16 protein-coding genes are annotated in these 21,671 nt (G+C 37.0%); 13 read left to right on the top strand and 3 right to left on the bottom strand.

From position 1 onward, the window contains the following. Window positions 1-51 precede the first annotated feature (51 nt). Window positions 52-1,947: a PrkA family serine protein kinase gene (locus GI584_RS17840; RefSeq protein WP_153792061.1), complete on the top strand. Its 1,896-nt coding sequence runs from the start codon at window positions 52-54 to the stop codon at window positions 1,945-1,947. 339 nt (window positions 1,948-2,286) lie between these two features. Here the strand turns inward: GI584_RS17840 and panF are convergent, their stop codons facing one another. Continuing rightward, a complete protein-coding gene (panF, locus tag GI584_RS17830; protein WP_153792059.1) occupies window positions 2,287-3,708 on the bottom strand; it encodes a sodium/pantothenate symporter in 1,422 nt (473 codons plus the stop codon). Then, a complete protein-coding gene (locus tag GI584_RS17825; protein WP_153792058.1) occupies window positions 3,705-3,980 on the bottom strand; it encodes a YhdT family protein in 276 nt (91 codons plus the stop codon). Before GI584_RS17825 ends, panF begins: the two co-directional genes overlap by 4 nt. Window positions 3,981-4,174: 194 nt before the next feature. Between GI584_RS17825 and GI584_RS17820 the strand changes: the two genes are divergently transcribed. The 11 genes from GI584_RS17820 (at window position 4,175) to GI584_RS17770 (ending at window position 19,117) form a co-directional block, all read left to right on the top strand. Then, complete coding sequence (locus GI584_RS17820) at window positions 4,175-4,765, top strand: chromate transporter (protein ID WP_153792057.1); 591 nt, start codon at window positions 4,175-4,177, stop codon at window positions 4,763-4,765. Window positions 4,766-4,776: 11 nt separating this feature from the next. Then, window positions 4,777-5,313: a chromate transporter gene (locus tag GI584_RS17815; RefSeq protein ID WP_100359448.1), complete on the top strand. Its 537-nt coding sequence runs from the start codon at window positions 4,777-4,779 to the stop codon at window positions 5,311-5,313. 29 nt (window positions 5,314-5,342) lie between these two features. Further along, on the top strand, window positions 5,343-6,287 hold the full coding sequence (locus GI584_RS17810; protein ID WP_153792056.1) for a formylglycine-generating enzyme family protein: 945 nt from the start codon (window positions 5,343-5,345) through the stop codon (window positions 6,285-6,287). Window positions 6,288-6,485: 198 nt separating this feature from the next. Then, window positions 6,486-7,673, top strand: a complete 1,188-nt coding sequence (locus tag GI584_RS17805; RefSeq protein ID WP_153792055.1) for an ROK family protein — start codon at window positions 6,486-6,488, stop codon at window positions 7,671-7,673. Window positions 7,674-7,957: 284 nt separating this feature from the next. Then, entirely contained in the window at window positions 7,958-10,828 is a 2,871-nt protein-coding gene (locus GI584_RS17800; RefSeq protein WP_153792054.1) for a 2-oxoglutarate dehydrogenase E1 component, read from the top strand. After that, complete coding sequence (gene odhB, locus GI584_RS17795; protein WP_153792053.1) at window positions 10,815-12,089, top strand: 2-oxoglutarate dehydrogenase complex dihydrolipoyllysine-residue succinyltransferase; 1,275 nt, start codon at window positions 10,815-10,817, stop codon at window positions 12,087-12,089. The genes GI584_RS17800 and odhB overlap by 14 nt, the downstream gene beginning before the upstream one ends. 495 nt (window positions 12,090-12,584) lie before the next feature. Next, complete coding sequence (gene yhbH, locus GI584_RS17790) at window positions 12,585-13,739, top strand: sporulation protein YhbH (RefSeq protein WP_153792052.1); 1,155 nt, start codon at window positions 12,585-12,587, stop codon at window positions 13,737-13,739. 222 nt (window positions 13,740-13,961) lie between these two features. Further along, the gene (locus tag GI584_RS17785; protein WP_153792051.1) at window positions 13,962-14,450 is read left to right on the top strand and encodes a DUF4367 domain-containing protein; all 489 of its coding nucleotides are present in this window, start codon (window positions 13,962-13,964) and stop codon (window positions 14,448-14,450) included. 118 nt (window positions 14,451-14,568) lie between these two features. After that, a complete protein-coding gene (locus GI584_RS17780; protein WP_153792050.1) occupies window positions 14,569-15,759 on the top strand; it encodes a NupC/NupG family nucleoside CNT transporter in 1,191 nt (396 codons plus the stop codon). Between the two features lie 207 nt (window positions 15,760-15,966). Further along, a complete protein-coding gene (locus GI584_RS17775; protein ID WP_153792049.1) occupies window positions 15,967-17,577 on the top strand; it encodes a glycoside hydrolase family 43 protein in 1,611 nt (536 codons plus the stop codon). A 115-nt stretch (window positions 17,578-17,692) separates the two neighbouring features. Beyond that, on the top strand, window positions 17,693-19,117 hold the full coding sequence (locus GI584_RS17770; protein WP_153792048.1) for an aldehyde dehydrogenase family protein: 1,425 nt from the start codon (window positions 17,693-17,695) through the stop codon (window positions 19,115-19,117). A 34-nt stretch (window positions 19,118-19,151) separates the two neighbouring features. Here GI584_RS17770 and GI584_RS17765 read toward each other — a convergent pair whose 3' ends face one another. Continuing rightward, window positions 19,152-20,504 (bottom strand): MATE family efflux transporter, encoded by a 1,353-nt coding sequence (locus GI584_RS17765; RefSeq protein ID WP_100359460.1) that lies wholly within the window; start codon window positions 20,502-20,504, stop codon window positions 19,152-19,154. A gap of 72 nt (window positions 20,505-20,576) precedes the next feature. Here GI584_RS17765 and GI584_RS17760 point away from each other — a divergent pair, with 72 nt between their 5' ends. After that, window positions 20,577-21,647 carry an undecaprenyldiphospho-muramoylpentapeptide beta-N-acetylglucosaminyltransferase gene (locus tag GI584_RS17760; protein ID WP_153792047.1) on the top strand — a complete coding sequence of 357 codons (1,071 nt, stop codon included), beginning with the start codon at window positions 20,577-20,579 and terminating at the stop codon, window positions 21,645-21,647. Window positions 21,648-21,671: the final 24 nt, after the last annotated feature.

Here is a 21,671-nt window from a genome sequence, read left to right as displayed (position 1 = left end):
TTATCGTGCTTCTATAGCATAGCAAGGTTTACATTATTGGGAGGTCGTTTTATGGATATTTTAAGAAGGGTACAAGAATATCGACAAACACAAGATGCCTTAAAATGGGAAGGTACATTTGCAGAGTATCTTGAATTGTTAAAAGAAAAGCCATACCTTGCACAATCTGCTCATTCCCGTATATATCAAATGATAAAAGATGAAGGGGTAGAAGAAGAAAACGGTGTGCGTAAATATAACTTTTTCAGTCATCAATTATTTGGGTTGGAAGAAGCATTAGAAAAGCTGGTCGAGGAATATTTTCATCCAGCAGCCAAAAGGCTAGATGTTAAAAAGCGAATTTTATTATTAATGGGACCGGTAAGTGGTGGGAAATCCACTTTAGTAACATTATTAAAAAGAGGTTTAGAGCAATACACGTTGACTGACCAAGGTGCGGTGTATGCGATTAAAGGTTGCCCAATGCATGAAAACCCGCTGCATCTTATTCCGCAACATTTGAGAGCAGATTTTGAACAGGATTATGGAATTAAAATTGAAGGAAGTTTATCTCCGTTAAACCGTTTGCGACTGGAAGAGGACTACGGTGGCAAAATTGAAGAGGTCAAAGTAGAACGGATCTTTTTCTCAGAAGACAATCGGGTTGGTATTGGTACGTTTAGTCCGTCAGATCCAAAATCACAGGATATTGCTGATCTTACTGGATCAATTGATTTTTCCACGATTGCCACCTACGGATCAGAATCAGACCCACGAGCATACCGCTTTGATGGAGAATTAAATAAGGCTAATCGCGGGTTGATGGAATTCCAAGAAATGCTCAAATGTGATGAGAAATTTCTCTGGCATTTGCTTTCGTTAACACAGGAAGGTAATTTTAAAGCAGGCCGGTTTGCCTTGATTTCAGCGGATGAAATGATAGTAGCCCATACCAATGAATCGGAGTACCGCTCTTTTATTTCTAACAAAAAGAATGAAGCATTGCACTCTAGAATGATTGTGATGCCCATTCCATATAATTTAAAATTAGATCAGGAAGAACGAATATATCGAAAAATGATTGAAGAAAGTGATATTCAGGACGCTCACATCGCACCACATACATTGAAAATAGCTGCGATGTTTACCATTTTAACAAGATTGAAGGAATCCAAACAAAGCAATATCAGCATGTTGAAAAAACTCTATTTATATAATGATCAAGATGTTGAAGGATTTAGTGACCAAGACGTGAATGCATTGAAAAAAGAATACTCTGATGAAGGCATGACAGGGATTGATCCTCGATATGTCATCAATCGAATTTCATCAACCATTATCCGTAAAGAAATGCAAGCGATCAATGCACTTGATGTATTGCGTTCATTAAAAGACGGTTTAGATGATCACCCTTCCATTACTAAAGAACAGAAAGAAGATTATTTAGATTTTATTTCAGTAGCGCGGAAAGAATACGATGAGTTAGCGAAAAAAGAAGTGCAGAAAGCTTTTGTTTATTCCTATGAAGAGTCTGCCAAAACACTAATGGATAATTATTTAGATAATGTCGAAGCATTTTGTAATAAAACAAAATTGCAGGATCCATTAACAGGAGAAGAAATGCATCCAGATGAAAAATTAATGCGTTCGATCGAAGAACAGATTGGTATCTCTGAAAACGCGAAGAAAGCATTCCGCGAAGAAATCCTAATCCGAATATCAGCTTATGCTAGAAAAGGCAAAAAATTTGATTATCAATCACATGAGCGCTTGCGTGAAGCAATCCAAAAGAAATTATTTGCTGACTTGAAGGATGTTGTCAAAATTACTACTTCTACGAAAACGCCAGATGAACAACAATTGAAGAAAATGAATGAAGTGGTGGCGACACTTGTGGAAGAGTATGGATATAATACGCAATCTGCGAATGATCTGCTACGTTATGTTGGTAGTTTGTTGAATCGATAGCAAGTAAAATGACCTCCTAGATTTGGAGGTCATTTTTCACATCAAGTTTTCTATTAGGAACAGAAAGCTGCAAAAGCTGATTGAAGGACAAAATAAGTGAAAAATTAAAAGAAGTGTCCATCATAAGCGTAATGAAGGACAAAAGAAGTGAAAAATCAAAAGAAGTGTCCATCATAAGCGTAATGAAGGACAAAAGAAGTGAAAAAACAGAAGAAGTGTCCATCATAAGCGTAATGAAGGACAAAAGAAGTGAAAAATCAAAAAAAGTGTCCATCATAAAAGGTATGACGGACAAAAATAACGGATAACTATAAAAGAGTAGGGTTCATTCACTGAACCCTACTCTTTTTTCAAACTCAAACTAGCTCCAACATATGCAATAAGTGATATCGCTATCGATGAGACAACTGCATGCATTCCGAATGGTTCCGGGTAAAAGGCCTGAAACAAAATATAGGAGAGAAAGCCTGTGATAATTGCTGCGATAGCCCCGTGTTTATTCCCCTTTTTCCAATAGATCCCCATTACAACCGGCCAGATAAAGGCTGCTTCCAATCCACCAATTGTATATAAGTTTAGCCAAATAATTAAATCTGGTGGATTTATCGCAATTAAGTAAACTATGAACCCTAAAATAGCAGTTATGATCATACTTAGCTTACGCACTTTTTTCTTAGGTGCGTGTGGTTGTATGTAATTAAGGTAGACGTCTTTTACAATTGTTGAGCTGACTAATAAAAGTAAGGAATCGACCGTTGACATAATTGCTGCAAGTGGTGCTGCCAACACAATTCCCGCTAACCACGCAGGTAATACTTCTAAAGCGATTAACGGTATCACCGTATCAGCTACTTCAACACCTGGCAAAATCGGACGAGCAAATACCCCAATTAAGTGCATATTTAACATAATCACACCAACAACAATAGTGCCAATGATTAGTGCGCGATGAAAAGATCTTGTGTTTTTATAGGACATTGCTCGGACTACAATTTGCGGTAACGCAACAACCCCGACACCAACCAATATCCAAAAGGATGATACGTATTGTGGTGATAAGCTTCCGTCTGCCCCGTATGGTGTAATTAAATTTGGATTCTCTGCTCTAAGATCAGCCATGATGGAGGAGACGCCGCCTCCTGCCATAATAATAGATCCAAGCAAGATAACTGTTCCGATAATCATAATCGTTCCTTGAATGGAGTCAGTTAATGTTACTGCACGGAACCCACCGAATGTGACATAAACGAGTACGGTTAATACAAAAATGAGTAAGGCAGAATGATAGGATAATCCTGTAATAGATTCGATTAACCGGCCCCCACCAATCCATTGAGCAGCCATGGCAGAAAATAAAAAGACAATGATACTAAATGAAGACAATAATACGACCCATTTGGATTGATATCGTTCTTTTAAAAAGTCAACCATCGTTATTGCTTTATATTTTTTTGCTACGATAGCAAACCTTTTTCCGAGAATCATTAAAGTGAAATAACCTGTAGAGACTTGAATAACGGATAATAATACCCAACCTAATCCTTCATTGTAGGCTACACCGGGTCCACCGATAAAACTGCTGGCACTTCCGTAGGTAGCAGTCATTGTCATCGCTAAGACGAATCCACCTAAACTGCGCCCACCTAAATAATAATCTTCCATAAAAGAAGTACTTGGATTGGTCGTTCTGCTTGCAAGTAAACCAATCAAAAAAATGATGGCAACCGAACTGAATAATGTGATAGACGCTACTAAATTCATAATTGCTCGAACTCCTCATCATCAAAAGGTATGTCAGTGAAAAAGAATTTCACGATAATAAATACGAGAATGGCCATAATGATGATACCTGCAATACAGCTATAAAAAAACCACGCAGGAAATCCTAAAATATATTGATATTCAGATGGGTCTTTTTTTCCTAATCCATAGGCAAAAGTAAACCACCAGGTAAAATGAAACACTACTAAGAGGACTCCAATAAGGGCTTCGCGATTGGCGATTTTAATAGGATTTTTATCTAGTTCTTTCATTCAATATTCTCCTCCTAACAATAATTCCTATCTTAAAAGTAAATCATATCAGAGCGTTGGTGACAAACTTTGTTTATGATAAATGTAGAATTTAACGGAAACTTTTTATAATAATCACACTCACTTTAAACCAATGTGGATTAAAGTGTGTTATAATCAAAATGGATAAAAGTTATTAGCGTAAAGATGGGGGAATGTCATTGAAAACAAATTGGAGGTATTTACTACAAATTTTTCTTTCTTTTTTTAAAATAGGTCCGGTCACTTTTGGCGGTGGTTACGCGATGATCCCTATGATTGAAAGAGAAGTAGTGCAAAAAAGAAAATGGGTAAAAACAAAAGAAGTTTCAGAAATTTTTGCGATTGCAGAATCTGTACCAGGGGCAATTGCTATTAATTCGGCAACGTTTATTGGATACCGGTTAGCAGGAGTAAAAGGCGCTATTATCGCAATGACAGGTGTTCTTTTACCAACTTTTCTTATTGTTGTAGCATTAAGTATTCTATTTCTATTTATTAAGGATAACCCCTTTGTAGAATCAGCATTTGTAGGGATTCGTGCAGCAATTGTAGCTTTAATAGCTTTCGCTGCGTACAAAATTGGTTTGACAGCTATCTATGATAAAACAACACTTGTTATCACTATTTTGACCGCAGCAATATTATATTTTCTTCACATACATCCTGTACTAATTATTGTTGGTGGTATTGGCTTAGGTATTGCAGTCGTGAACGTGAAAAAACTATTAGGATATGCAACACGATTAGATAGAAATGACAAATAGGGGTGAACAGCGTGGTACTTTTAGACTTATTTTGGACTTTTTTACTGATTGGCTTTGTTTCGTTTGGTGGAGGATATGCAATGATTCCCGTAATAGAGTTGGAAGTTTCACAACATGGTTGGATGACAACCCAGGAATTTACCGATGTCATAGCTGTTGCAGGAATGTCACCAGGGCCAATCGCTACAAATAGTGCAATATTTGTAGGTTATCAAACAGCAGGTCTATCAGGTGCAATTGTGTCAGCTTTAGGTATGGTCATTCCCTCTTTATTAATTATTTTGATTATTGCAACATTCTTTTTTAAATTTAATGAGTTACATATTGTAAAGTCGGCGTTTTATGGCTTACGGCCGATTATTACAGGTTTAATAATTTATGCTGCTTTGAATTTTGCTATTACAAATAATGTGATTGGTGAAATATCATGGCACACATTTAGTTTATTAGTCATTTTTCTCTTATCTTTTTTCGCATTAATGAAATTACGGATGCACCCAATTTTTGTGATCGCTTTAGCGGGTGTATATGGAATCGTGTTATACTAAGACTATTTCTAGGAAAGTGAGGGCTATCTATGGAAGATAAGAAACCAAGCTGTTGCCAAGTAAGTAGGCAAGATTTTCTGTCATCTCAAAATAAAGAGGGAAATCAAACCATTAATGAAAAAGTTTCAGGCGTTGATAACATGGTGTTATTAGATGGTGGAGAGTTTTTAATGGGCACCGATGATGATGAGGGTTTTAAAACAGATGGAGAAGGTCCGGTCCAAAAAGTAAAAGTTTCTCCTTTTTACATAGATATTCAGGCTGTGACAAATCAACAATTTAAAGAATTTGTTGATGATACGGGATATAAAACTGAATCAGAACAATATGGCTGGTCTTTTGTATTTTATCAATTTATCCCGAAGGATTTCCCGGGAAAACTACAGCAAGTGCCACAAACCCCATGGTGGTTTGCGACGGAACAAGCGTATTGGTACCAACCAGAAGGGCTAGGCTCATCAATAGAAGATCGTTTGGATTATCCTGTTATTCATGTGTCTTGGAATGATGCTGTGGCGTATAGTAAATGGGCAGGGAAAAGACTACCGACCGAAAAAGAATGGGAGTATGCGGCAAGAGGTGGTTTAGAGCAAAAGAAATTCCCGTGGGGTGATGAATTAACACCTAACGGAGACCACTACTGTAATATATGGCAAGGTGAGTTTCCAAAGCATAATACAAAGGATGATGGATATGTCGGAATAGCTCCAGCAGAGTCATTTCCGCCTAATGGATACGGATTATATAATGTTTCCGGAAATGTATGGGAATGGTGTGCAGATACTTTCGAAATTGATCGCAATGGGAAAATAGATCAAGACTTTGTAAAAGGCAATATCTCCAAAGTAATGCGTGGCGGCTCGTATTTATGTCATAAATCCTATTGTAACCGTTATCGAGTAGCAGCTAGAAGTTCTAATACAGTGGAAAGTTCATCAGGTAATATTGGTTTTCGATGTGTGAAGGATGTGTGATCCTTTTTTGTTGATAAATACTCTTTGAAGTTAAGGTTAGTTTTCAATGAGTATTTATCATTTTTAATTTATTAAAATCGAAGGCAAACGGTTTTTCAACAAGAAGCTCTCTTTTTGAAAAACATGCCCCTTTTCACAGGAAATAATTAGAAGTATACTAAAAAGTACATGAAACCATGGAATAAGGGAGCGAAATGAGTGTTAAAGTCCTTTTTAGAACAAACTTCAGCAAAATATAAAGGTATGAAACAGGTTTATCAATATATTCATGCCAACAAACCGGTAACAAAAGCAAAAATAGTCGAAGAAATAGAAATGAAACAAACAACAGTTGCACGACATTTGGAATATTTAGTATCTGAAGGGTTCATTAAGATAGCTGAGTATGAAGAGTCATCAGGAGGGAGACCACCAGCTTTATATGAGATTGAGCCCGATGCAGGGTTTATGATTGGTGTGGACTTGTCAAGAATAGAATCGACCATCATATTAGTAAATATGTCGTTTAGTGAAGTTGATAGTTTTACTTTTGCTATGACGGAAAAACATACACCACCTTATACTTTGCAACTAATTAAAGAAAAAATCGAACAATTGTTAGAAAAACATAACATACCCCGTGATATGCTCCTGGGAATTGGTATTGGGACAGTGGGCCCGTTAGATAGGGAGAAAGGTATTATTTTAGAACCTGATGCGTTTATTGCAAGTGGATGGAAAAATATTTCTGTAATAGACGGTTTAGAAAGTTTTGAAGATGAAAAAATATTACTGGAAAATGGTGCGAATGTGGCGACTTTACATGAATACATGAAAGGTAATATTTTGGATCAAACCATCCTTTATTGTATAAGTGGACGAGGATTGCGTTGCGGGGTTTTGGCGGATGGTCATATTCTAAAAAATAAAACAGGCGATGCTAGCTCATTTGGGGAAACAATTATTGAAGTAAACGAACGTAGATCACTTGCTTCTTTTATTTCCTATGATTATTTATTGCGAGAAGTGAACAAGCGGTACTTAAATGAAAAATCATTCCCATTTTATCATAAAGAAAAGGGAAATAATCAAAAGGAATTAATGGATCAGTTTATGAAAGCTTTAGCAAGTGAAGATCCAATTGTTCTAGAAGTAGTACTTGAATCTGCTGTTACTTACGGAATTGGTATAGCAAATGTGATTAATATTTTACATCCAGATAAAGTGATACTAAGTAGTGAATTAATTCATACGTATCCACCTTATTATGAGAAAATAGTAGCATCGGCAAAACAGTATATTTATCGAATGAAACGAGAGCCTGTACATTTTAATAAAGAAGATCGAAATGTAAATACTATTTCCATAGGTGCTGCAGTAATGATTTTTCAATCTTATTTCGAATAAGTGAAAACATAATACACAAGATAAAATGCCTGTAATTTGGACGAGGTATTTTATTTTCATGTAAGCATTCTCATCAACGATCACAATGTGCCTTTTAACGCATAAAAACTAGCTTTTTTAAGCTTTTTTTATACTAATTAAACTTTTCCAAAAAATCGTAACATATATGTTGTTTCCCTAGGTAAAATAGGTTATATTTATTGATGTAATGTTTTACTCATTACAACATTTGGATGGGAGTTTAGTTTAGCAGGAGAAAGTGACTTCTAATGGGGGTATAAGACGTGACACAGCAGGAATCCAGTGAGAGATTCTGGAAAAAATTTTACGGTCCTAATATGGGCTATGTACAAGAGCAGTATGAACTTTATTTGGAAAACAGAGACTCTGTCGATCGATCCCTGAAAGAAATGTTCGACCAGTACGGAGCTCCAAAAGAATTAATTGAAGGTCAGCAAGCAGAGGTAGCAAGTAGTAAGGGCTTATCATCTGATATAAGTGCGAAACAATTAACCTCAGCAATTAAGCTTGTTGAGGCTATTCGTCGTTATGGTCATTTGAAAGCTGAGATTTACTCGGTGGGATCAGGTATAACGAATGATACCACACTTGTTGATCCTAGCTATTACAGTCTTAATAAAGACGTTTTGGAAGCGATTCCGGCTGAGTGGGTTTGGGATACCACTGTTCAAGGCGTGAACAACGCGCAGGATGTCGTTGATTATTTATTAGCTCAATACGCAGGAACGATTTCATTCGAGTACGATCATGTAAACAATGACGAAGAACGTTTGTGGTTTCAAGAAAATATTGAGTCTGGTAAGTATCGTTTTCCTTTCTCAGAAAATGAAAAAAAAGAACTACTTGGAAAGATCGTTGATGTAGAAGGTTTTGAAAATTTCTTAGCTAAAACATTTGTAGCTCAGAAACGTTTTTCTATTGAAGGTTTGGAAATGATGGTTCCTGTTTTAGACCGTATCGTTCAAAATTCCTTCTATGATGAAACAGAAGAAATTTTGATGGGGATGGCTCACCGAGGTAGATTAAGTGTACTAACAAATATTTTAGGTAAGCCATTTGATAAATTATTTTCTGAGTTTCATCCTTCAGCAGATAAGGAATTAGTACCATCCTCACCAGGTTCCAGAGCCATTACTTATGGATGGACTGGTGATGTTAAATATCACTTTGGTGCAAAACGCGATGTCGGGGAAGAAAAACCATCACCAACAAAGATTACTTTAGCACATAACCCTTCACATTTGGAGTTTGTTAACCCGGTTGTAGAAGGTTTCACAAGAGCAGCACAAGATTTTCGTTTCCAAAAGGGTAATCCGGAACAAAATGTGAACAAAGCGTTTAGTATTTTGATTCACGGTGATGCTGCGTTTATTGGCGAAGGTGTAGTGGCAGAAACCTTTAATCTAAGTGCGTTAGACGGTTATCGAACAGGTGGAACAATGCATATTATCGCAAACAACCTAGTTGGTTTTACTACTGGCCAACGCCAAGGACGTTCCACTAGATATGCCAGTGACTTAGCAAAAGGTTTTGAAGTACCAATTATCCATGTGAATGCAGATGATCCTGAAGCTTGTATTTCAGCAGCAACATTAGCATACGATTATCGGAAAAAATTCCAAAAGGATGTATTAATTGATTTAGTTGGCTATCGTCGTTATGGTCATAATGAAATGGATGAACCACGTGCAACGCAGCCAAAACTGTATAAATCAATCGATCAACATCCTACTTGTGCTCATGTTTATGCTAAACGACTACAAGAAGAAGGAATTTTAGCAGAAAATACTTTTGAAGAAATGAAAGAAGCTGTTTTTAATAAATTGCAAGGCATTTATGATGATATGACGGAAAGTGTTAATGAAAATCCGGAAGCAATGCCAGTACCACAGGCATTGCGTAACGGATTGAGTGACATCGAAACATCTGTACCGAAGGAACTATTGCTTTCTCTAAATAAAGGTCTATTAAAACGACCGGAAGGTTTTCACTCCTATAAGAAGCTCGAAAAGATATTATCAAAGCGTCATAGTATTTTTGAAAAAGAAGAAAAAGCCGACTGGGCAGTGGCTGAGGCATTAGCATATGCTTCGATTTTACAAGATGGTATTCCAATTCGTTTGACAGGGCAAGATACAGAGCGTGGAACATTTGCACATCGTCACTTAATGTTACATGATGTGGATTCAAGTGATACGTATTGTCCAATGCATGGATTGGATGAAGCAAAAGCAACATTCGATATTCACAACAGTCCATTATCAGAAGCAGCTGTGCTTGGATTTGAATACGGTTATAGTGTAAAAGCACCAAAAACGCTTGTTATTTGGGAAGCACAATTCGGTGACTTTGCCAATGCAGGACAGGTGATTTTTGATCAATTTATCTCGTCTGGTCGTGCGAAGTGGGATGAACGCTCTAATATGGTTATGTTATTACCACATGGATATGAAGGGCAAGGACCGGAACATTCCAGTGCAAGAGCAGAGCGATTCTTAACAATGGCAGCAGAAAATAACTGGATTGTCGCTAATGTTACAACCAGTGCACAATTCTTCCATCTGTTAAGACGTCAAGCAGCGTTAGTAGATAGTGAAGCAGCTCGTCCGTTAATTGTATTAACACCGAAGAGCTTGTTGCGTAGTCCACGAGTGGTATCAACAATAGATGAGTTTACCAAAGGTAAATTCCATACATTAATTCCACAGCCAGGCTTGGATTTAACATCTAAAAAAGCTAAGCGACTATTAATTGGTACAGGAAAAGTAATGGTAGATATCCAAGACAAAATGGGTGAAAACCTAGAAAAATATAAAGATATTCATGTCGTTCGCTTAGAGCAAATCTATCCATTCCCAGAAAAGAAAATTCAAGAGGTCATAGATGGATGTCCTAATTTGGAAGAAGTGGTATGGGTGCAAGAGGAACCACGAAATATGGGTGCATGGAATTTTGTAAAAGAACTACTTTACAGAATGCTTGAAGAAACGAAATTAGAATTACACTATACTGGTCGTACGGAACGTTCGTCACCATCCGTAGGTGATCCACACATTCACAAAGCAGAACAAAGAGGCATAGTACAAAGAGCATTAGAGCTGTCTGAAGGAGGAGAAACCAATGAAGGAAATTAAAGTCCCAGAATTAGCAGAATCCATTACGGAAGGTACGATAGCAGAGTGGTTAGTTAGTGAGGGTGATTCCGTCGAGAAAGGTGATCCGATCTGTGAGCTGGAAACAGATAAAGTTAATGTAGAAGTTAATGCTGATTATTCAGGGGTAATTGCTGAATTTGTAAAAAATGAAGGCGATGATGTAGAAGTTGGAGAAGTCATTGCAAAGATAGATGAGAATGGTGAAGCTGGCGGAGGTTCTGCAGAAAGCTCTAATGATAAAGAAGAACCACAACCAAAAGAAGAAGAGAAAAAAGCAGAGCCGAAGAAAGAAGAACCAGCTAGTAAAGATGCGACTGAACCGAAAAAAGCTGGAAAAGAACAAAAAGTTGTCGCATCCCCAGCAGCCAGAAAACGCGCTCGTGAATTAGGCATTGATCTGAACGATATTACACCGACAGATCCGTTAGGTCGCATTCGCCCTGAAGATGTTGAGAATTCAGTGAAACCTGCAAAAGCAGATAACAAAACTAAAGCTGAAAACAAAGAAAAGTCTTCTAATTCACAACAAGAGTTTGATAAACCGGTAGAACGTGAAAAAATGACTCGCCGTCGTCAAACGATAGCGAATCGTCTTGTAGATGCACAACACACAGCAGCAATGCTTACAACGTTTAACGAAGTAGACATGACAGCTGTTATGAAACTTCGTAGTCAACGTAAAGATCAGTTCCAAGAAAAACATGGCATTAAACTAGGCTTTATGTCATTCTTTACGAAAGCAGTAGTTAGTGCGTTGAAAGATTTCCCTTATTTAAATGCTGAGATTCAGGAAAAAGAAATTATTAAAAAGAAATTCTATGATATCGGTATTGCTGTATCAACAGATGATGGTTTAGTAGTTCCGGTAGTACGTGATGCAGATCGTTTAGATTTTGCAGGTATTGAATCTGAAATTGCTGAATTAGGTACCAAAGCAAAAAATAAGGAACTGCAAATTGGTGACTTACAAGGTGGTTCTTTTACGATTACAAACGGTGGTATTTTTGGATCGCTATTATCTACGCCAATTCTAAACTCACCACAAGTTGGTATTTTAGGAATGCATACGATTCAAAAACGTCCGATTGTAATGCCAGATGATTCAATTGAGGTTCGTCCGATGATGAATATCGCATTATCTTACGATCACCGTATCGTGGACGGAAAAGACGCAGTACAATTCCTTGTACGTGTAAAACAACTATTAGAAGATCCATATGATCTATTATTAGAAGGCTAAGATCAAAAGCACTCATCATTTTTTAATGGTGAGTGCTTTTTAAGATAGAGCACAAAATACATAAACTGCGAAGTTAGATTTACTTTCTTCCATACTGCATTTTGTTGAGTGATTGACCGTCGCATTTTTCCGCAGCTTTGACTAGTTTTGGAATAGTGAGAAGAAGGCCCTTGCTTATATATCCGAAGATTTTCTTCTTTCAACAATCAGAACATTAGAACCAGCGGCAGAATACGGAGACTCCTATGGGAACGGCACGCAGGAAAGCGTAGTATTCTGCCGGAGCGTTTCCGACACGCCACTTCAGAAGAATGGAAGAAAGCCAAACTAACGGGAATTTTCATTGGTTCGTAGTTTTTATCTACTAGGCTACGTTCATTATGCACAATTGGTAAAATCATTACACTATAATCAATTTAATTTCTGTTAAAAATGCTTAATCATTCTCTCTTTCGTTGCATACAATAAAATAATACAAGCGAAGGAGGGGATTCGATGGCTGATGGTAACTTTGTGATTGCAGAGGAAGATTGGTCCCTCCATCGAAAAGGGTTTGATGACCAAAAACGACATCAAGACAAAATAAAGGAAGTAATCAAAAAGAAACTACCAGATATTGTTAGTGAAGAAAATATCATTATGTCTCGAGGAAAAGAAATTATTCGCATACCTATTCGCTCTTTAGACGAATATAAAATACGCTATAGTCAATCTAAAAACAAACATGTAGGGCAAGGAAACGGAGACAGTGAGGTAGGAGATGTCGTTGCTCAAGACCCACAACAAGCCAAAAAGGGACAAAAAGGTGAGAAAGCTGGAAATCAACCCGGAGTAGACTATTATGAGGCAGAAGTAGATTTTGAGGAAGTAGAGGAAGCATTTTTTTCACAGCTAGAATTGCCCAATTTGATGGAGAAAGAACAAGATAATATTACGATTACTGATGTAGAGTTTCGTGATATACGTAAAAAAGGTTTAACAGGAAACATCGATAAGAAAAGGACGATGCTGGCATCTTATCGGAGAAATGCATTAGAGGGGAACCCTTCCTTTGACCCAATTTATCCAGATGATTTACGATATAAAACATGGGATAATATCGAAAAACCAGAATCAAAAGCCGTTGTGTTAGCAATGATGGATACAAGCGGCTCGATGGGACAATTTGAAAAATATGTGGCCCGCAGTTTTTACTTTTGGATGGTTCGTTTTTTACGCAAAAAATATGAAACAGTAGACGTAGAATTTATTGCCCACCATACAGAAGCAAAGGTAGTAGATGAAGAATCATTCTTTACAAAAGGAGAAAGTGGTGGAACGATTTGTTCTTCCGCTTACCGTAAAGCATTGGAATTGGTAGATGAAAAATATCCTGTCAGTCGTTATAATATCTACCCATTTCATTTTTCAGATGGTGATAATTTAACTTCCGATAACCGGAGATCATTAGAAGCGGTTTATAAATTGTTAGAGAAAGCAAGTATGTTTTGTTATGGGGAAGTCAATCAGTACAACCGGTATTCCACACTCATGCAAGCATTCAAAGAAGTCGATCATTCACGTTTTAAACAATATGTTTTGAAAAATAAAGAAGATGTTTTCTATGCTATGAAACACTTCTTCCATAAAAGTAACGCCGATGCTAAATAGTATCGGCGTTTTTCTTTGAAGAAATATTTTTAGTGTTTATTTTTCATTGGCGAACTGCTTAGTATTTACAAACTATTTTAGGTATATATGACTAACATTCACGAAAAATGCTATAATAAGTGCAAAAAGTTAACCAATTTTTAAGATGTTTACTTTTTTGAAACGTATCATTCTTACCAATCGTCTAATAGTATATGAAATGATTTATGGAGGTAGACAAGTATGAAGTTTTTTCAGCACGTGATAACAACAATTATGATACTTTTATTCTTAATAGGATGCAATGCACAATCCGCTATTCCTGAGGGCTTTTATTCCTATGAAAAAGACAAAGTAGAAAAGGCTATGGAAAATCTAGACTTTAGCGCAGAATTACCATCTTATGTTCCCATCGCTGCTGAGATACTTGTCACCGATCGTTTTTATTTGGAAGAGCTTGATAATGAAGCGTTTGATATTACAATGTTCACTCAAAATAACGACATCTTTACAATACAACTGATTAATGGAGAATTATACCAAGATAAAAGTGATTTCGAAACCATTTCATTAATGGATTCATTAGAAGGTTATTATCAAGATCAGCCATATTCCCAAACTTTACATTGGGAAAAAGAAGGGGTTACATATCAAATTATTTATCGGCCAAGTGAAGAATCACTTTCAGAAAAAGAATTAGTAAAGGTGGCTGAATCTTTTAAATCTTCATAATTTTTAGACTTTGAATTACGCTCCCACAAGAAAACATTTTCATGCTAAAATAAGGTGTAATTCTACAGGTGGTTGGGTAAGGTAAGAATAATAGTGTTTTATAAAAGGAGGAAAATTTGTGGGAATTTTATTAGGACTTATAGCAGTTATTATAGTACTAGCTGTTGCGTATGCGATGTCAAATGATCGCAAAAATGTTAATTTTGTAGGAATTGGACTCATGCTTTTAGCACAAGTTCTAACTACTTGGTTTATGTTTATGACACCAATTGGTGAGGCAATTATTAATTTTATTGCAGACGTTTTCAATAAATTAATTGAATTTGCTAATGAAGGTATTGCCTTTGTATTAGGTGGAGTTGCTATTGAAGAAGGTGGTTCTGTATTCTTCTTCAACGTGTTATTAATCATTATTTTCTTTTCAACCTTATTATCCGTACTTACTTATTTAAAGATCCTGCCATTAATCATTAAATATATTGGCTGGGGAATTTCGAAAATTACCGGATTACCGAAAGTAGAATCTTTTAATGCCGTAAATAGTATGTTCTTTGGTCAATCTGAAGCAATTATTGCAATTAAATCTCAGTTTCATCACTTGAATAATAATCGTCTTTATATTGTAAGTGCTTCAGCAATGGGGTCTGTATCAGCTTCCATTATTGGGGCTTATATGCAAATGCTTCCTGCACAATACGTGTTAGTGGCAATTCCATTGAATATGTTCAGTTCTCTGATCATTGCGTCACTTATTGCACCAGTTAAAGTGGACAAAGAAAATGATGAAGTAGATGTTAAAAATGTTTCGGAAGCGAAGAGCTTTTTTGAAGCAATGGGGAATGGTGCATTAGATGGTGGTAAAATTGCTTTAATCGTAGCAGCCATGTTAATCGCCTTTATTGCGGCTTTAGAATTAGTAAACTGGGCAATTGCAGCGGTGTTCGCTGGCATAACGTTACAGGAAATTTTAGGTTATGTACTATATCCAATTGGATTCTTAATGGGTATTGCTCCAGGCGAATTAATCCAAGCAGGTGGTATTATGGGCACGAAGATCATTACAAACGAATTCGTAGCCATGTTAGAACTAGAGCCATTAATTGGTCAATTATCGGAAAAAACGGTTGGGGTTGTTTCTGTATTCCTAACTAGTTTCGCTAACTTCTCTTCTATCGGTATCATTGCAGGTACAGTACAAGGGATTGATAGTGAAAAAGGTGCATCCGTTTCAAAATTCGGTATGAAATTACTGATCGGTGCAACATTAGGTTCTATCCTATCTGCAACAATGGCAGGTCTATTCTTATAAAAAGAAAAAGTCAGGTCATGCCTGGCTTTTTTTCATGGTTAAAAATGGACTGATTCTTTGAGTTATACGCATTTTTTCTGCTTCAGTTATAAAAGTACAGAAAATTTGCTAAAAACTTAGTTTATCCATTATACTTTGTGTGCGTTTTATGCTATACTATTGATTGTAAAAAATTAAACGTTTACAAAATAAAGTAGGGGTGAAACAATGGCTACAATTCAAAATCCAATATTAACAGGTTTTAATCCAGATCCAAGCATTTGTAGAGTAGGGGAAGACTATTATATCGCGGTTTCAACTTTTGAATGGTTTCCTGGAGTAGGTATTTACCATTCTAAGGATTTAAAAAACTGGCGATTAGCATCCAGACCACTTAATAGACTAAGTCAATTAAATATGAAGGGTAACCCAAACTCCGGTGGTATTTGGGCACCACAGTTATCATACCAAGATGGTCAATTCTACTTAATTTACACGGATGTCAAAGTTGTAAACGGTAACTGGAAAGATTCTCATAACTATTTAGCAACTTGTGACACGATTGATGGGGAATGGTCAGATCCAATTTACCTAAACAGCTCAGGATTTGATCCATCACTTTTCCATGATGATGACGGTAAAAAATACTTAGTAAACATGAAGTGGGACCACCGTGTTGGACATCATAACTTCTACGGAATTGTCTTACAGGAATATGATCATAAACAACAAAAGCTTGTCGGTAAACCGCAAGTTATTTTTAAGGGAACTGATATTAAATTAACAGAGGCACCACACTTATATAAATGGAATGGCTACTATTATCTATTAACAGCTGAGGGTGGTACGAAATTCGATCACTGTGCAACCATTGCACGTTCGAAAGAACTTACCGGATCATATGAAGTACATCTGAAAAATCCACTTATTACGTCATGGCCATATCCAAGAAATCCGTTGCAAAAAGCAGGACACGCCTCCATTGTACAAACACATACCGATGAATGGTTCCTTGTCCATTTAACTGGCCGTATTTTACCGAGAGAAGAACAACCCTTATTAGATCCTCGCGGGTTTTGTCCATTAGGTCGTGAAACAGCTATTCAACGAGTAGAGTGGAAAGAAGATTGGCCATATGTCGTCGGTGGTAATCAGCCTTCATTAGAAATCGATGGACCGGATATCGAAGAAGTAAAATGGGATCCTGATTATCCGACAAAAGATGACTTTGATGCAGATGAATTAAACCTTCATTTCCAAAGTTTACGTATTCCATTAGGAGAAGATATTGTTTCTTTAAAAGATAATCCTGGTCATTTACGCTTATATGGTAGAGAATCACTTACTTCTTTATTTACACAATCGTTTATCGCAAGACGTTGGCAACACTTTAACTTCAGAGCAGAAACAAAAGTAGCATTTCAGCCGGAAGATTTCCAACATTCTGCTGGTTTGGTGAATTACTATAATACTGAAAATTGGACTTCATTTCAGATCACATGGCATGAAGAAAAATGCCGTATTCTGGAATTAATGACTTGTGATAATACTACATTCGACCAGCCGATTAAAGGAAACGAAATTGAAATTCCAGAGGATGTCGAATATGTTTACTTACGTGTGGACGTAAAAACATCTGTCTATACGTACTCTTATTCCTTTGACGGAGAAACTTGGCATACAGTACCGGTTGAATTCGAATCATATAAGCTATCAGACGATTATATCCAAGGTGGAGGATTCTTTACAGGTGCATTCGTCGGTATGCAATGTCAGGACACATCTGGTCAAAACAAACACGCTGATTTCGATTATTTTATTTATGATCCAGAAGAATAATAATGAAAGAGAAGTCTCATAATGTGTGAGGCTTCTTTTTTTTCTAACAAACGTTTAAAATAGTAAGGAAGTGGAATAACAATCATAAATCTAAGTAAGCAGAGGTGTTAAACTAATGCAACAGTTTCAACTTTTTATTGATGGAAAATGGATAGATACTAATGAAACATTAGATGTGTTAGATAAATATTCACAGGAAGTTTATGCAAGGGTTGCCAAAGCGGGTGAAGAGTCTGTGGATGAAGCGATTACTAGTGCTTCCAAAGCTTTTGAACGAGAGAAACTCTCACCATTTGAACGCTATCAAATTTTACTTAAAGCTTCTCAGCTTATTTCTGATCAAAAAGAAGAACTGGCAATGATCATTACACGAGAAGCTGGAAAACCGTTAAAACAGGCAAGAGCTGAAATTGATCGTTCTTCCCAAACCTTTTTGGTGGCAGCAGAAGAGGCGAAACGAATCCATGGTGAAGGTGTCCCGGTTGAAGCAGCACCAGGTTCGGAAAACAGGATGGCTTTTACCATCAAAGTGCCAGTAGGAGTTGTAGGTGCGATAAGTCCATTTAATTTCCCACTTAATCTAGTATCGCATAAAGTAGCACCTGCCCTAGCTGCCGGCAATGCGGTTGTTTTGAAACCAGCAAGTAAAACACCGATCACAGCTTTAAAATTAGCAGAAATTCTTGATCAAGCTGGTCTTCCGAAAGGATTATTACAAGTTGTCGTAGGTTCCGGTTCAACCGTTGGTAACCAAATGATGAAAGATCAACGAATCGCGCTTTACTCGTTTACAGGTAGCGCAAAAGTAGGCTTAAAATTAAAACAAGAGACAGGACTAAATCGGCTAATCTTAGAATTGGGTAATAACTCACCCGTGATTGTCGATAAAGAAGCAGATGTTGAATTAGCAGCAAAGACAATCGCAGCGCAGTCATTTGCCTTTGCCGGGCAAGTATGTATTTCCGTACAACGAATTTATGTTCATGAAGAAGTTCAAGAAATCTTTTTAGAGAAATTGAAAGAATATATGGCTGATTTAAAAATCGGAGATCCGACTGATCCAGAAACAGATGTTGGCCCAATGATTGCAGAAGATGAGGCAGAACGTGCGGAAGAATGGATTCAGGAAGCCGTGGAAAAAGGTGCTAATATCTTTATTGGTGGGGAAAGAGAAGGAGCACTATTGAAACCAACTATTCTGACTGATGTGAAACCAGAAATGCGTGTAGTTTGTGAAGAAATCTTTGCACCTGTTGCAAGTGTCATACCTTTTTCAGACATAAAGCAGTGTATTACTGAAATGAATCAGTCAGACTATGGCTTACAGGGTGGTATTTTCACACAGAATATTGATACTGCTTATTACGCAGCTAAACATGTGGAAGTTGGTGGATTTATGATCAATGACGGCTCACAATATCGCGTGGACTTAATGCCTTATGGTGGTGTGAAAGATAGTGGTAACGGTAAGGAAGGGCCGAAATATTCGATAGAGGAAATGACAGAAGAACGATTAATTGTAATGAATTTAAAGGTGTAGCTTAAATGGTGCTACACCTTTTTACGAGTGAAATTTACACTGATTTGGCTAACTTGTTTTGCAGGTAATACATTCGTCCGAATAAGGTGATTGCCCCAGCTGAAAGTCCGACGATTAATCCTAACCAATATCCAAACGCGTCCAAGCTTGTATAATTGGCAAACAACCAACCGCTTGGTAATCCAATTAACCAGTAGGAAACCAGAGACATCCAAAATGTAATATTCACATCTTTATACCCGCGTAAAATTCCTTGAACAGGTGCACCAACTGCATCAGCAAACTGGAAGAATATCGCATAATACAGGAAGTGTTTCGTTAATTCAATTACTTCTGGATGGTCACTATATAACCGGGCAACCTGATCGTCCAACAGATAAATGATACCACCAGCTAAAAAGGCGATTATTACACCTGAGATAATACCCATATAGGAATAAGCTTTGGCATCGTGGATCCGTTTTGCACCTACTTCAAAGCCAACTGCAATGGTTAGTGACATGGCAATACTCAATGGAATCATATATAAAAACGAAGCGAAATTAATTGCTGCTTGGTGTGCGGCGATCGTATTGGTGCTATATACACTTAGCATAAAAGTCACCGCAGAAAAAATACTCACTTCAAAAAAGATTGAAAAGCCGATCGGGAGTCCAATCCGCAACTGACTGAACCATTCTTTCAACGAAGGTTTCAGGAACTGACGAAAAATCCGATGGCCACGAAATGGACGTACATAATGGACAATCCATATTGATAAGATTAAATTGACAACAAAAGTTAATGCGGAAGCAATACCGGCACCGATTCCGCCAAAAGCAGGGAAACCCAATTTGCCGAAGATAAAGATGTAATTAAACAAAATATTTAAAGGCAGTGAAATTAAAATAATCGCCATCGAAATTCTGGTATGTCCAAGACCGTCAATATATGAACGCAATAAGTTATAGACAAAATGTGGAATCATTCCTAATCCAATTGTAATAATATAATATTTTGCAACATGTTGTACCCGGTCTTCCAAATCCATTAATGATAAGATTGGATCTATCAGAAAAATACCAATCACTGTAACAACAGTCCCTAATCCAATCGATAAATAAATTCCTTGTTGTACGGTGAAAGGAATTTTCTCCTCTTCTTTTGCGCCTGTCATCTGAGCAACAATCGGTGACATTGCCATTAAAATACCGACTACCGCCATTTGTACCGGCACCCATAAACTGGATCCGATTGCTACTCCGGCTAAATCAGCAGCACCCGCTCTACCAGACATAATCGTATCAAAGAAGTTCATTGCATACATACTTACTTGCGTGATTAGAATCGGTATCAGTATAATCATAAAGAGTCTTATTTTTTCTCGTAGTGTTTTTGCTTGATACATATCTATTCTTCCTTTTTTACATTAGTAGAAGGATTATAACATATTTTGTTAAAAGAGAGGACGGTTTTATTTATGACCACTAAACAAATCATTTTTACCGGTGGTGGTACTGCAGGGCATGTCATGGTGAATTTGGCGATTATCCCTGAATTTTTAAAAGAGGGGTGGACCATTGATTATATTGGCTCGACAAATGGTATCGAAAAAGATTTAATTGAACCATTAGAAGGGGTGACATACCACCCTATTTCCACAGGGAAACTGCGGCGCTATTTTTCCAAAGAGAATTTTAAGGATCCATTTAAAGTATTAAAAGGAACATGGCAAGCACATCGAATTATTGGCAAAAAGAAGCCTGCTGTTATTTTCTCGAAGGGTGGATTTGTCTCTGTCCCTGTATTAATGGCTGCACGAATGAGAGGTGTCCCTGCCGTTATTCATGAATCAGACTATACACCAGGTCTTGCTAATAAATTAGCGATTCCTTTTGCCAAAAAAGTGTTGGCAACCTTTCCCGAGACTGTAAAATACTTACCTGAACAAAAAGCAGAGTGGATCGGTGCAGTTGTTCGTGAAGAGCTTTTTACAGGAAAAAGAGAAAAAGGCTTTGGAATGACCGGTTTTACCAACAAGAAAAATGTATTATTAATTATGGGTGGGAGTGCTGGTTCGCAAAAGATTAATCAGGCAGTCCGCGAAGGGTTAGAAGAACTGTTAAGGCAATTTCAAGTCATTCATATTTGTGGAAAAGAAAATATCGATGATTCCTATGATCAAGAAGGATATGTTCAATATGAATATGTCCAAGATGAATTAAAAGATTTACTTGCGATTACAGATTTGGTTTGCTCACGTGCGGGGGCCAATGCGATTTTTGAGTTTTTGGCACTAAATAAACCAATGTTGTTGATTCCATTATCACGTCAAGCAAGTCGAGGAGACCAGATTGTCAATGCCCAATCTTTTGAAAAGCAAGGGTATGCGCGAGTTTTAGAGGAAGAAGATTTATCAACTGATTCATTGGTAGGATCTCTATTGGAATTGAAAAAAGAAAAATTTGAAATAAAAGATAAAATGAATCAATACCGTTCCAGTGAAGCGAAGGAAAAGGTTATTGAAATCATTAAAAAACAAGCAAATTAAGCAGGTTATTTTGGAAAATTCCAA

Origin of the sequence: Gracilibacillus salitolerans, from assembly GCF_009650095.1 — a bacterium.
Lineage (GTDB): Bacteria > Bacillota > Bacilli > Bacillales > Amphibacillaceae > Gracilibacillus > Gracilibacillus salitolerans.
Note: the sequence above shows the minus strand (reverse complement) of the source record. Positions and strands in the feature narration are given on the sequence as shown.